The organism is Humibacillus xanthopallidus, assembly GCF_006716675.1.
Classification (GTDB): Bacteria; Actinomycetota; Actinomycetes; order Actinomycetales; family Dermatophilaceae; genus Humibacillus; species Humibacillus xanthopallidus_B.
In genome coordinates this window covers 688,822-701,497 of the sequence record NZ_VFPM01000003.1, presented here as the reverse complement: position 1 = coordinate 701,497, position 12,676 = coordinate 688,822, and the positions used below count along the sequence as shown (strand labels likewise).

At 71.5% G+C, this 12,676-nt stretch carries 12 protein-coding genes; all 12 read left to right on the top strand.

The annotated features are described in order from the left end of the window. Positions 1 to 102 precede the first annotated feature (102 nt). Positions 103 to 666: an elongation factor P gene (gene efp, locus FBY41_RS18295; RefSeq protein WP_141845705.1), complete on the top strand. Its 564-nt coding sequence runs from the start codon at positions 103 to 105 to the stop codon at positions 664 to 666. A 16-nt stretch (positions 667 to 682) separates the two neighbouring features. Next, a complete protein-coding gene (gene nusB / locus FBY41_RS18290; protein WP_141845703.1) occupies positions 683 to 1,096 on the top strand; it encodes a transcription antitermination factor NusB in 414 nt (137 codons plus the stop codon). Positions 1,097 to 1,219: 123 nt separating this feature from the next. Beyond that, positions 1,220 to 1,810, top strand: a complete 591-nt coding sequence (gene pyrR, locus FBY41_RS18285; RefSeq protein WP_141845701.1) for a bifunctional pyr operon transcriptional regulator/uracil phosphoribosyltransferase PyrR — start codon at positions 1,220 to 1,222, stop codon at positions 1,808 to 1,810. After that, entirely contained in the window at positions 1,807 to 2,790 is a 984-nt protein-coding gene (locus FBY41_RS18280) for an aspartate carbamoyltransferase catalytic subunit (protein WP_141845699.1), read from the top strand. The genes pyrR and FBY41_RS18280 overlap by 4 nt, the downstream gene beginning before the upstream one ends. Continuing rightward, the gene (locus tag FBY41_RS18275) at positions 2,787 to 4,124 is read left to right on the top strand and encodes a dihydroorotase (protein ID WP_141845697.1); all 1,338 of its coding nucleotides are present in this window, start codon (positions 2,787 to 2,789) and stop codon (positions 4,122 to 4,124) included. The genes FBY41_RS18280 and FBY41_RS18275 overlap by 4 nt, the downstream gene beginning before the upstream one ends. After that, positions 4,121 to 5,344 (top strand): glutamine-hydrolyzing carbamoyl-phosphate synthase small subunit, encoded by a 1,224-nt coding sequence (carA, locus tag FBY41_RS18270; RefSeq protein WP_141845695.1) that lies wholly within the window; start codon positions 4,121 to 4,123, stop codon positions 5,342 to 5,344. The genes FBY41_RS18275 and carA overlap by 4 nt, the downstream gene beginning before the upstream one ends. Position 5,345: 1 nt before the next feature. Further along, positions 5,346 to 8,717 carry a carbamoyl-phosphate synthase large subunit gene (carB, locus tag FBY41_RS18265; protein WP_141845693.1) on the top strand — a complete coding sequence of 1,124 codons (3,372 nt, stop codon included), beginning with the start codon at positions 5,346 to 5,348 and terminating at the stop codon, positions 8,715 to 8,717. Then, positions 8,714 to 9,604, top strand: coding sequence for a dihydroorotate dehydrogenase electron transfer subunit (locus tag FBY41_RS18260; RefSeq protein WP_141845691.1), 891 nt, complete (start codon positions 8,714 to 8,716; stop codon positions 9,602 to 9,604). Before carB ends, FBY41_RS18260 begins: the two co-directional genes overlap by 4 nt. Next, on the top strand, positions 9,604 to 10,635 hold the full coding sequence (locus FBY41_RS18255) for a dihydroorotate dehydrogenase (protein WP_141845689.1): 1,032 nt from the start codon (positions 9,604 to 9,606) through the stop codon (positions 10,633 to 10,635). Before FBY41_RS18260 ends, FBY41_RS18255 begins: the two co-directional genes overlap by 1 nt. Next, on the top strand, positions 10,632 to 11,525 hold the full coding sequence (pyrF, locus tag FBY41_RS18250; RefSeq protein WP_141845687.1) for an orotidine-5'-phosphate decarboxylase: 894 nt from the start codon (positions 10,632 to 10,634) through the stop codon (positions 11,523 to 11,525). Before FBY41_RS18255 ends, pyrF begins: the two co-directional genes overlap by 4 nt. Positions 11,526 to 11,613: 88 nt before the next feature. After that, on the top strand, positions 11,614 to 12,075 hold the full coding sequence (locus FBY41_RS18245; protein WP_141845685.1) for a hypothetical protein: 462 nt from the start codon (positions 11,614 to 11,616) through the stop codon (positions 12,073 to 12,075). 96 nt (positions 12,076 to 12,171) lie between these two features. Continuing rightward, positions 12,172 to 12,555, top strand: coding sequence for a hypothetical protein (locus FBY41_RS18240; protein WP_141845683.1), 384 nt, complete (start codon positions 12,172 to 12,174; stop codon positions 12,553 to 12,555). Positions 12,556 to 12,676 lie beyond the last annotated feature (121 nt).

Sequence of the window (12,676 nt, the reverse complement as noted above, 5' to 3'; positions counted from 1 at the left end):
AGACTTGCGCGGCAACTCTCCCTGACTCAGCAACCGTCCCGACCGGGGCGCGCAGCGGCGTGCTCGACGGGCCGGACGGCATACGAAAGTGGTTTGACGACGATGGCTACGACCAACGACCTGAAGAACGGCATGGTGCTCAACCTCGAGGGGCAGCTCTGGTCCGTGGTCGAGTTCCAGCACGTGAAGCCGGGCAAAGGCCCCGCCTTCGTGCGCACCAAGCTCAAGGCCGTCCTCTCCGGCAAGGTCGTCGACAAGACCTTCAACGCGGGCACCAAGGTCGAGACGAGCAACGTCGACAAGCGCACGATGCAGTACCTCTACAAGGACGGCTCCGACTTCGTCTTCATGGACACCGACACCTACGACCAGCTGAACGTGTCGGAGACCGTCGTCGGCGGCGCGGCCGACTACCTCCTCGAGAACCAGAACGCCATCGTCGCGACGCACGACGGGGCGCCGCTCTACGTCGAGCTGCCGGCGTCGGTCGTCCTCGAGATCACGCACACCGAGCCGGGCCTTCAGGGCGACCGCTCGACCGGCGGCACGAAGCCCGCCACCCTCGAGACCGGCGCCCAGATCCAGGTGCCGCTCTTCCTCGAGACCGGCACGCGCGTCAAGGTGGACACCCGCGACGGGTCCTACCTCGGCCGCGTCAACGACTGAGCGGACGCGAATCCCCTTGTCAGCACGCAGCAAGGCCCGCACGCGGGCCCTCGACATCCTCTTCGAGGCGGACCAGCGCGGCATCAACGCCGAGAACCTGCTCGACGAGCGGCTGCGCGACCGCGAGTCACGTGCCGGCAACAACCCGTACACCGCTGAGCTCGTGCGTGGTGTCGTGGGTCGCTGGAACGACATCAACGCGGCCCTGACCGACTACAGCCAGGGCTGGACCCTCGAGCGGATGCCCGCCGTGGACCGCGCGATCCTCCGCCTCGGGGCGTGGGAGGTCCTCTGGAACGACGAGATCCCCGACGCCGTCGCGATCTCGGAGGCCGTGGCCCTCGCGACCGACCTGTCGACGGACGAGTCACCGGCCTTCGTCAACGGCCTGCTCGGTCGCCTCGCCGAGGTCAAGGCGACCATCGTCTGACGACGCACCTGCGGGCCTGCCGCTCGGACACGTGTCGGAGGCCCCTCGTGCCCGCGCTAGACTCCAGCGCGACGACATCCTTTAACCACCGTCCTGTGAGGCGGGGAAGGAGGTCCAGCGGCTATGACCTGCCCTGACCTGAGCGAGCCTGCCACCAGTTCGAGCACCCCTGCTGACGCGCGAGACGTCATGACGGAGGGCGACATCTCCCGGGCGCTGCGGCGCATCGGTCACGAGATCCTCGAGCGCAACAAGGGCAGCGAGGGGCTCGTGCTCCTCGGCATCCCGTCGCGCGGGGTCCCCCTCGCCCGACGCCTCGCGGCCTGCATCGAGGACGTCGAGGGCGCCGAGATCCCCGTCGGCGAGCTCGACATCACGCTGCACCGCGACGACCTGCGCCGCCACCCGGTGCGCACGGCCCACCGGTCGCGCATCCCGGCCGCCGGCATCGACGACAAGGTCGTCGTCCTCGTCGACGACGTCCTCTACTCCGGCCGCACGATCCGGGCAGCGCTCGACGCGCTGTCGGAGCTCGGCCGGCCCCGGGCCGTACGCCTCGCCGTCCTCGTCGACCGCGGTCACCGGGAGCTGCCGATCCGCGCCGACCACGTCGGCAAGAACCTCCCGACCTCGCGCGACGAGCGCGTGCACGTGCGGGTGGCCGAGCTCGACGGCATCGACGTCGTGCGCATCAGCGGGGGAGAGGGCCGGTGAGCAAGCACCTCATCTCCTCGGCCGACCTCAGCCGGGCCGAGGTCGAGGACATCCTCGAGACGGCGGCCTCGATGCACGACCTCCAGCGCCGCGAGGTCAAGAAGGTGCCGACCCTGCGGGGCCGGACCATCATCAACTTCTTCTTCGAGGACTCGACCCGCACCCGCAGCTCCTTCGAGATCGCGGGCAAGTGGATGTCGGCCGACACGATCAACCTCTCTGCCAAGGGCTCCTCGACGAGCAAGGGCGAGAGCCTGCGCGACACGGCGATGACCGTCGACGCCATGGCGGTCGACGCCCTCGTCATCCGGCACAACGCCTCTGGCGCGTGCCACCAGGTGGCCCAGTGGGTGCGCTGCAGCGTCATCAACGCCGGCGACGGCACCCACGAGCACCCGACCCAGGCGCTGCTCGACGCCTACACGCTGCGCACCCGGCTCGGTGACCTCGACGGCAAGCACATCGTCATCGTCGGTGACCTCACCCACTCCCGCGTCTTCCGCAGCAACGTCATCACGCTGAAGACGCTGGGGGCACGGGTCACGGTTGTCGCTCCGCCGACCCTCATGCCGAGCGGCATCGGCGCCTGGAGCGCCGCGGACGGCTTCTCCACGAGCTGGGACCTCGACGCGGTCCTCGGCGGGGACGACCCCGTCGACGCGGTCATGATGCTGCGGGTCCAGCGCGAACGCATGAGCGGGGGCTACTTCCCGACGGCCCGCGAGTACACCGTCGGCTACGGCCTCACCCGCGACCGGCTCGACCGGCTCGTCGCCCGCAACGCGGACGTGCTCGTGCTCCACCCGGGGCCGATGAACCGCGGTCTCGAGATCGCGCCCGAGGCTGCCGACGCACCCCAGTCGGTCGTCCTCGACCAGGTCTCGGCCGGTGTCGCGGTGCGCATGGCGGTGCTCTACCACCTGCTCGCCGGGGACGACGCGCCCGCCACGACCGCCACGACCGAGGGAGTCGTCCGATGAGCCGCCTGCTGATCCGCGGCGCCCGCCTGCTCGGGGCCGAGGCCGCCGACCTGCTCGTCGACGACGGCGTCATCCGCGAGGTCGGCTCGATCCGCGTGGGTAGCGACGTCGAGGTGCTCGACGCCGACGGGCTCGTCGCGCTCCCTGGCCTCGTCGACCTGCACGTGCACCTGCGCGAGCCCGGCCGTGAGGACGCCGAGACCATCGCCACCGGCTCTGCGGCCGCCGCGGCGGGCGGCTACACCGCCGTCTTCGCCATGGCCAACACGAGCCCCGTCACCGACACGGCCGAGGCTGCCGAGCGTGTGCTCGACCTCGGGCGCGCCTGCGGCCTCACCGAGGTGGTGCCGGTCGGCGCCGTGACCAAGGGCCTCGAGGGCGGGGAGCTCGCCGAGCTCGGCCTCATGGCGCGCTCCCGGGCCGCCGTGCGGGTCTTCTCCGACGACGGCCACTGCGTCCACGACGCCCGCGTCATGCGGCGGGCGCTCGAGTACGTCAAGACCTTCGGGGGCGTCATCTCGCAGCACGCGCAGGACCCGCGCCTCGCCGGACCCGACGCGTGCTGCCACGAGGGCGAGGTGTCCGGACGGCTCGGCCTCACCGGCTGGCCCGGCATCGCCGAGGAGTCGATCGTCGCCCGCGACGTCATGCTCGCCCGCCACACCGGCTCGCGGGTCCACGTCGCTCACGTGTCGACCGCCGGCACCGTCGAGGTCATCCGCTGGGCCAAGGCGCAGGGCATCGACGTCACCGCCGAGGTGACGCCGCACCACCTCGCGCTGACGACCGACCTGCTCGCGGGCTACGACCCCGTCTACAAGGTCAACCCGCCCCTGCGCCCGACAGAGGACGTCGAGGCGCTGCGCGCTGCGCTCGCCGACGGCACGATCGACGCGGTCGCGACCGACCACGCTCCGCACGCGCGTCAGGACAAGGAGCACGCCTTCCCGGATGCGGCCTTCGGCATGCTCGGCCTCGAGACGGCGCTCTCGGTCGTCAGCGAGGTGCTCGTGCAGCCCGGGCTGCTCGACTGGGCAGGTGTCGCGCGGGTCATGTCGAGTGCCCCGGCCCGCATCGGCGGCCTTGCGGCGCAAGGTCGCCCGCTGTCGGAGGGCTCACCGGCGCACGTCACCCTCGTCGACCCCGACCGTGAGCTCACCGTCGACGCGGCTGAGAGCCGCAGCCGTTCGCGCAACAACCCGTGGCACGGCCGAACCTTCCGCGGCGCCGTGGTGGCGACCGTCTACGGCGGCCGTGTCACCTTCGACCGCGGAGCGACCTCCCGCACCCACCGACCACTGACGACCGCTTCGACACCGGGGGCAGACCTGTGACCACCCAGACACCACTGACCGTTCCGGGCCGCGACGCACGGCCGGGGCGCCGGCGCGAGCCCGCCGTCCTCGTGCTCGAGGACGGCCGCACCTTCCGCGGCGCGTCCTACGGCGCCGTCGGCGAGACCGTGGGCGAGGCCGTGTTCTCGACGGGCATGACCGGCTACCAGGAGACGCTCACCGACCCGAGCTACCACCGCCAGGTCATCGTCATGACGGCGCCGCACGTCGGCAACACCGGCGTCAACACCGAGGACGACGAGAGCACCCGCATCTGGGCGGCGGGCTACGTCGTGCGCGACCCCGCGATCCGCTCGTCCAATTGGCGCGCGACACGCGACCTCGAGGACGAGCTGGCCGACCAGGGCATCGTCGGCGTCTGCGAGATCGACACGCGAGCCCTGACGCGCCACCTGCGCGAGCGGGGTGCCATGCGGGTCGGGCTCTTCAGCGGCGACGCGGCGGGCCGGCCCGCCGACGAGCTGCTCGACACCGTGCGCACGAGCCCCCAGATGACCGGTGCCGCGCTCGCCGCCGAGGTCACGACGAGCGAGCCGTATGCCGTCCCCGCCGTCGGCGAGAAGCGCTTCACCGTCGCGGCGGTGGACCTCGGGATCAAGGCGATGACGCCCCAGCTCATGGCCCAGCGCGGCATCGAGGTGCACGTGCTGCCGGCCAGCGCGACCATCGACGACGTCCTCGCCGTCGGCGAGCACGGTCCTGACGGCGTCTTCTTCTCCAACGGCCCCGGCGACCCCGCGAGTGCCGAGCACGAGGTGGCCCTGCTGCGCGAGGTCCTGTCGCGCCGCATCCCGTTCTTCGGCATCTGCTTCGGCAACCAGCTGCTCGGTCGCGCGCTCGGCTTCGGCACCTACAAGCTGAAGTACGGCCACCGCGGCATCAACCAGCCGGTCATGGACCGCACGACCGGCAAGGTCGAGGTGACGGCGCACAACCACGGCTTCGCGGTGGACGCACCCCTCGACAAGGAGAGCGACACGGCATACGGACGGGTGCGGGTGAGCCACGTGTGCCTCAACGACGACGTCGTCGAGGGCCTGGAATGCCTTGATCTGCCTGCCTATTCGGTGCAGTACCATCCCGAGGCCGCGGCCGGCCCGCACGACGCCGCCTACCTCTTCGACCGCTTCGTCGAGCTCATGGAACAACACCGTCTGACGACACCGAGCGCCGGACCCGCGACCGAGGGGAGCAACTGACATGCCCAAGCGCGACGACATCAAGAGCGTCCTCGTCATCGGCTCCGGGCCGATCGTCATCGGTCAGGCGTGCGAGTTCGACTACTCCGGCACCCAGGCGTGCCGCGTCCTGCGTGAGGAGGGCATCCGCGTCATCCTCGTCAACAGCAACCCCGCGACGATCATGACCGACCCCGAGTTCGCCGACGCGACCTACGTCGAGCCGATCACCCCCGAGGTCGTCGAGGCGATCATCGCCAAGGAGCGGCCCGACGCCGTCCTCGCCACGCTCGGCGGCCAGACGGCTCTCAACTGCGCAATCTCCTTGCACGACAACGGAGTTCTGGAGAAGTACGGGTGCCCGCTCATCGGCGCCAACGTCGACGCGATCCAGCTCGGCGAGGACCGCGAGAAGTTCAAGGGCGTCGTCGAGCGCTGCGGCGCGGAGTCGGCGCGCTCGATCATCTGCCACTCGATGGACGAGCTGCTCGCCGGGGCGGCCGACCTCGGCTACCCCGTGGTCGTGCGGCCGTCCTTCACGATGGGTGGCCTCGGCTCGGGCTTCGCCTACGACGAGGCCGACCTGCGACGCATCGGCGGCCAGGGCCTGCAGTACTCCCCGACGACCGAGGTGCTCCTCGAGGAGTCGATCCTCGGCTGGAAGGAGTACGAGCTCGAGGTCATGCGCGACCACGCCGACAACGTCGTCGTCGTCTGCTCGATCGAGAACCTCGACCCGATGGGCGTGCACACGGGCGACTCCATCACGGTCGCACCGGCACTCACCCTCACCGACCGCGAGTACCAGCGGCTGCGCGACATCGGCATCGCGGTGATCCGCGAGGTCGGCGTCGAGACGGGCGGCTGCAACATCCAGTTCGCCGTCAACCCCGCGGACGGCCGCATCATCGTCATCGAGATGAACCCCCGCGTCTCGCGCTCGAGCGCGCTGGCCTCGAAGGCGACCGGCTTCCCGATCGCGAAGATCGCCGCGAAGATGGCGATCGGCTACACCCTCGACGAGGTGCCCAACGACATCACCCGCGAGACGCCTGCGAGCTTCGAGCCGACCCTCGACTACGTCGTCGTCAAGGTGCCGCGCTTCGCCTTCGAGAAGTTCCCGGCCGCCGACCCGACGCTCACGACGACCATGAAGTCGGTGGGCGAGGCGATGGCGATCGGGCGCAACTTCACCGAGGCGCTGCAGAAGGCCCTGCGCTCGCTCGAGAAGAAGGGGGCCTCCTTCCACTGGGACGGGGAGGTCACCCCGCTCCACGCCGAGCGCGCGCTCGAGGAGGCCAAGGTCCCGACCGACGGGCGGATCGTCCTCGTGCAGCAGGCTCTTCGAGGCGGCTGCACCGTCGAGGAGGTCCACGAGGCCACCGGTATCGACCCGTGGTTCCTCGACCAGATCCAGCTCGTCAACGACGTGGCGGCGATGCTCGCCGAGGCCGACGAGCTCACCCCCGAGCTGCTCCGCCTCGTCAAGCGCCACGGCTTCAGCGACGCCCAGGTGGCCTCCATCCGTCGTATGCCGGAGGCCGTGGTCCGCGGCGTGCGCCACGCTCTCGGGGTGCGCCCGGTCTACAAGACCGTCGACACGTGTGCCGCTGAGTTCGCAGCCACGACGCCGTACCACTACAGCGCCTACGACGAGGAGACCGAGGTCGCACCGCGTGACCGGCCCGCCGTCATCATCCTCGGCTCGGGCCCCAACCGCATCGGCCAGGGTGTGGAGTTCGACTACTCGTGCGTCCACGCCTCGTTCGCCTTGCGCGACAAGGGCTTCGACACCGTCATGGTCAACTGCAACCCCGAGACGGTCTCGACCGACTACGACACGAGCAGCCGCCTCTACTTCGAGCCGCTGACCCTCGAGGACGTCCTCGAGGTCATCCACGCCGAGACGAAGGCGGGCCCGGTGGCCGGCGTCATCGTCCAGCTCGGCGGGCAGACGCCGCTCGGTCTCGCCAAGGCGCTCGCCGCCGAGGGCGTGCCGATCGTCGGCACCTCGCCCGACGCGATCCACCTCGCCGAGGACCGCGGTGCCTTCGGGCAGGTCCTGGCGCGGGCGGGGCTCGTGGCACCCAAGCACGGCACGGCATACAGCTCCGACGAGGCGCTCGAGGTCGCGCGCGAGATCGGCTACCCCGTGCTCGTGCGACCGTCCTACGTCCTCGGCGGCCGGGGCATGGTCATCGTCTACGACGACGACTCCCTCGTGACCTACGTCGAGAAGGCCACCGAGGCCTCGCCCGAGCACCCGATCCTCATCGACCGCTTCCTCGACGACGCGATCGAGATCGACGTCGACGCGCTCTTCGACGGCGAGGACATGTACCTCGGCGGCATCATGGAGCACGTCGAGGAGGCCGGCATCCACTCCGGCGACAGCTCGTGCACGCTGCCGCCCGCGACGCTCGGCGACGGTGAGCTCGAACGGGTGCGCGTCGCGACGCGCAAGCTCGCCGAGGGCATCGGGGTGCGCGGCCTCATGAACGTCCAGTTCGCCCTCGCCCAGGACATCCTCTACGTCATCGAGGCGAACCCGCGGGCCTCGCGCACGGTGCCCTTCGTCGCCAAGGCGACGGGCGTGCCGCTCGCGAGCGCCGCGGCCCGGGTCATGCTCGGTGCGAGCGTGCAGGAGCTGCGCGACGAGGGCATGCTGCCCCCGGTCGGTGACGGCGGGTCGATGCCGGACCACGCTCCGATGTCGGTCAAGGAGGCGGTCCTGCCGTTCAAGCGCTTCCGCACCAAGGAGGGCGTCGCCGTCGACTCCCTGCTCGGTCCCGAGATGCGCTCGACCGGCGAGGTCATGGGCATCGACCTCGACTTCGGGTCGGCCTTCTCCAAGGCCCAGCAGGGGAGCGGGTCGGCACTGCCTCGGTCCGGCGCCATCTTCGTGTCGGTGGCCAACCGTGACAAGCGCGCGATGCTCTTCCCGGTCAAGCGTCTCGTCGACCTCGGCTTCACGATCCTCGCGACCACCGGCACCGCCGCCGTGCTCCAGCGCAACGGCATCGAGGCCACGCTCGTGCGCAAGATCACCGAGCGCGGCGACGGCGACAAGGGCGAGCGCTCGATCGTCGACCTCATCCTCGACGGCACCGTCCAGATGGTCGTCAACACCCCGTCGGGCCAGGACGCCCGCGCCGATGGCTACGCCATCCGGGCTGCGACGACGAGCGCCGACAAGCCGATCATCACGACGATCGCAACGCTTGCCGCGGCCGTCCTCGGCATCGAGGCCCAGCTGACCGAGGAGGTCCGGGTCAAGTCGCTGCAGGACCACGCCCGCGACCTCGATCTCTACGGCCGCGGCACGTCGACGACGGCCGGTGCCGGACCCGCGGCGGCAGCCTCCACGGCGGCCCCGGCCGGGGTGGGCGCGTGAGCGCCTCACCCGTGCGGGCGCGCGTCGCGAAGGAGGTCGCCGAGGTCATCGCGACGCGGCGCGTCGGCGCCTACCAGCACCTCACCCTCGTGTCGCCGCAGATCGCCGAGCTGGCCCGCCCCGGGCAGTTCGTCGCGCTCGCCGTCGGTGATGAGTCGTCGGCCACGCTGCTGCGGCGCTCCTTCTCGATCCACAAGGTCAGCCCCAGCGGCACCTACGGCGGCACCGTCGAGATCGTCGTGTCGGCCGTCGGGCCGGGCACCCGCTGGATCGTCGGGCGCCAGCCGCACGACCCCGTCGACGTCGTCGGGCCGCTCGGCAAGGCGTTCCCGCTGCCGACGGAGCCGGTGCCCTGCGTGCTCGTCGGTGGCGGCTACGGCAGCGCTCCACTCTTCTGGCTGTCCAGCCAGCTGCGCGAGCGTGGTTGCCACGTCGAGATGGTGCTGGGTGCGGCCAGCGAGGACCGGCTCTTCGGAGTCGTCGAAGCGCGCCGCAGCTGCGATGGCGTCACGGTGACGACCGACGACGGGTCGGCCGGGCACCGCGGCTGGGTCAGCGACGTGCTGCCGGAGCTCATCGACCGCACGGGTGCAGGCGTCGTCTACGGCTGCGGCCCGATGGGCATGCTCCGGTCGATCACCGACATCGCGGGTCGGCACGGGGCTGTCGCCCAGGTCGCCGTCGAGGAGGCCATGGCCTGCGGCGTGGGCGTGTGCATGACCTGCGTCATGCCTGTCGTCGGCACCGACGGGCAGACCCGGATGGTGCGATCCTGCGTCGAGGGGCCGGTCTTCCGCGGTGACCGCGTGCGCTGGGATGCCTTCGAGGGCAACCACGCCCGCGTGCCCGACGACGCTGTCGGCGCACCGAGGGCAGGAGGCCACTGATGACAGACCAGCGCATCGCGCGGCCCACCGACGACCGGATCGATCTCAGCGTCGACCTCGGCTTCGGCAAGGTGCTGCCCAACCCGCTCATGACGGCCTCCGGCTGCGCCGCCAACGGGGCCGAGCTGCACCGCTTCTTCGACGTCTCCGAGCTCGGCGCCTTCGTCACCAAGTCGGTCATGGCCGACCCCCGATCGGGCCGGGGGACTCCCCGGATGGCCGAGACCCCGTCGGGCATGCTCAACTCGATCGGTCTGCAAGGGCCGGGAATCGCCGCCTTCGTCGACACCGACCTGCCGTGGCTGGCCTCGGTCGGGGCCCGGGTGCTGCCCTCGATCGCGGGCAGCTCGAGCACCGAGTTCGCCCACGTCGCGGCGACCCTGCGCGCGAGCCGCGCCTTCGAGGCCGTCGTCGGTGTCGAGGTCAACATCTCCTGCCCCAACGTCGCCAACCGGGGACTCGTCTTCGCCTGCGACCCCGGCGCGTCGGCCAAGGTCATCGCCCTCGTGCGGGAGCAGCTGCCACGTGACGTGCCGATCTTCGCCAAGCTGAGCCCCGACGTCACCGACATCACCTCCATCGCGGCCGCATGCGTCAAAGCGGGGGCCGATGGCCTGACGATGATCAACACCCTGCTCGGCATGGTCATCGACACCGATCTCATGCGCCCCCACCTCGGAGGGATCACGGGCGGTCTGTCAGGTCCCGCCATCCGGCCGGTCGCGGTCCGCGCCATCTGGCAGGTGCGCCAGGCCATGGCCGAGGGCCGCATCCCGGTCGTGCCGATCATCGGGGTCGGCGGGGTGCGCACGGGCCGCGACGCGCTCGAGCTCGTGGCTGCGGGCGCCAGCGCGGTGCAGGTCGGCACGGCGACGTTCAACGACCCCACGGCCCCGGTGCGGGTGCTGCACGAGCTCACCGACCTGCTCGTCGAGAAGGGCTACCGGCGCTTCTCCGACGTCGTCGGGGCCGCTCACGGCAGCCCCCTGCCGCCCCGTCCGGTCCCGGTGGACGAGAGGTCGCGGGCATGACGGACACGAACGTCGCGGGCGCCGCAGTGACAGGCCCGGGCGCACCGGGCTTCGGGCCCCGGCTCCAGGCGGCCATGCGCCGCCACGGCCCGCTCTGTGCCGGCCTCGACCCGCACCGTGCCCTCATCGAGCAGTGGGGCCTCACCTACGACGTCGCGGGGCTCGAGCGCTTCGCGCTCACCTGCGTCGAGGCGTATGCCGGTCGGGTGGCGGCGGTCAAGCCCCAGTCGGCCTTCTTCGAGGTCTTCGGCAGCCGCGGGATCGCCGTGCTCGAGCGCGTGCTCCACGACCTGCGCGACGCCGAGACGCTGACGATCCTCGATGCCAAGCGCGGCGACATCGGGTCGACGATGACGGCCTACGCCGAGGCGTTCCTCGGCCCCCACGCCGTCGCTCCGGCCGATGCACTCACCGTGAGCCCCTACCTCGGCTACGAGTCGCTGCGCCCGGCCATCGACCTCGCCGCGCAGAGCGGACGCGGCCTGTTCGTCCTCGCCCTCACGTCCAACCCCGAGGGCAGCAGCGTCCAGCACGCCGTCCACGCCGGCCGCTCCGTCGCGGCCTCCGTCGTCGAGGGAGCGCGCGGCGACAACGCCGAAGCGCACCTCCGTGGAGAGCTCGGGCACGTCGGCCTCGTCATCGGTGCCACCGTCGGCGATGCGGTCGAGCGGCTGGGCCTCGACCTCGTGAGGGCGGCCACCCCGGTGCTCGCTCCCGGCTTCGGCGCGCAGGGCGGCACCGCCGACTCCCTCGCGGCGACGTTCGGCCCCGCGCTCGACCAGGTGCTCGCCTCCTCGAGCCGTGAGCTCCTCGCGGAGGGGCCCGACCCCAGCCGGCTGGCAGCCCGGACCAGCTGGGTCGCGGGCGCGCTCGCCGAGGCCGTCGGCTGAGCTGTCGCACCGGTGCCGGGCGGTCCCGACCGACAGCCGCACCTGCACCTGCACAAGACGCGACAGGGCGCGCGGGGGACAATGGCGCATGACTCACATCGCCAGGACTCGCCGACTCCTCGTCGTCGTCGGCATGACCGCCGTCATGCCCTTCGCCGCCGCCTGCAGCTCCGCCACCGCACCCTCGACCGCGACCGCGAGCTCCGCCGCCTCGTCGGCTGCGGCCTCCGCCGCAGCCTCCGCCACGGCCGGCACCGAGGCCGCGGGCGACTACTGCGACGTCCTCAAGAACGGGCAGAAGGAGCTCGAGGGGCTCTCCGGGAGCCTCACCGACTCCGCTGCGCTCGAGAAGGGGCTGTCCGTCATCCGCAGGATCCAGGCGTCCGCGCCGCCGGAGGTCAAGCAGGCCTGGACCGACTTCGTCGGCTTCGTCGAGGCGGCTTCGTCGAGCAACACGAGCGCCCTCACCGACGCGATGACCAAGATGGAGGCCGCCGGCGCCACGATCGAGGCCCACGCCAAGACAGCGTGCAACCTCTCGCTCCAGTGAGGGGCTGCCGAGCCGCGACCCCGCACCAGCGAGGACCCGGCCACCGGATCGGCGGGGACGGCGGACGCGACGGGCCGGACGGCATACGGTGTGACCATGCTCAGCCCTGCTCACCGCGCCGCCGGCGCCCTGCTCGTCGTGACGACGGTCTCGACCCTCGTCGGCGGCTGCGGCACGTCGGACACGACGGCCTACTGCGCGGCGCTCAAGGCTGCCGACGCGCAGTGGGCTGAGGCAGGTGCCTCCCTTGAGGACAAGGCCGCGGCGACGCGCTTCGTGGCAACGGTGAAGGGGATCGAGCTCACGGCACCCGACGAGGTGAAGTCGGAGTGGGCTTCGCTCCAGACCCTGTTCGAGAAGTTCGCCACCGACACCCCTGACCTCTCGAGCGTCACGCCCGAGATGAAGGACTTCGAGCAGGCGGCGAAGCGCATCGAGGCGCACGCCAAGGCGACGTGCGGCATCGACCTCGGCACGTGAGCCTCGCGGGTCGGGGGCCGACGGCGGCTGGCCTGCACCCGCGTTGCGGGGCCCGCACGCGGGTCGCTAGGTTCGGCAGGAACACCCGACCCATCGACACGCAACGACAGACCGCACCGCA

What these genes read in the sequence shown, in the direction of transcription:
- efp (WP_141845705.1), top strand. Translation starts at nt 103, where the DNA reads ATGGCTACGACCAACGACCTGAAGAACGGCATGGTGCTCAACCTCGAG.
- pyrR (WP_141845701.1), top strand. Translation starts at nt 1,220, where the DNA reads ATGACCTGCCCTGACCTGAGCGAGCCTGCCACCAGTTCGAGCACCCCT.
- FBY41_RS18275 (WP_141845697.1), top strand. Translation starts at nt 2,787, where the DNA reads ATGAGCCGCCTGCTGATCCGCGGCGCCCGCCTGCTCGGGGCCGAGGCC.
- carB (WP_141845693.1), top strand. Translation starts at nt 5,346, where the DNA reads ATGCCCAAGCGCGACGACATCAAGAGCGTCCTCGTCATCGGCTCCGGG.
- FBY41_RS18255 (WP_141845689.1), top strand. Translation starts at nt 9,604, where the DNA reads ATGACAGACCAGCGCATCGCGCGGCCCACCGACGACCGGATCGATCTC.
- pyrF (WP_141845687.1), top strand. Translation starts at nt 10,632, where the DNA reads ATGACGGACACGAACGTCGCGGGCGCCGCAGTGACAGGCCCGGGCGCA.
- FBY41_RS18245 (WP_141845685.1), top strand. Translation starts at nt 11,614, where the DNA reads ATGACTCACATCGCCAGGACTCGCCGACTCCTCGTCGTCGTCGGCATG.
- FBY41_RS18240 (WP_141845683.1), top strand. Translation starts at nt 12,172, where the DNA reads ATGCTCAGCCCTGCTCACCGCGCCGCCGGCGCCCTGCTCGTCGTGACG.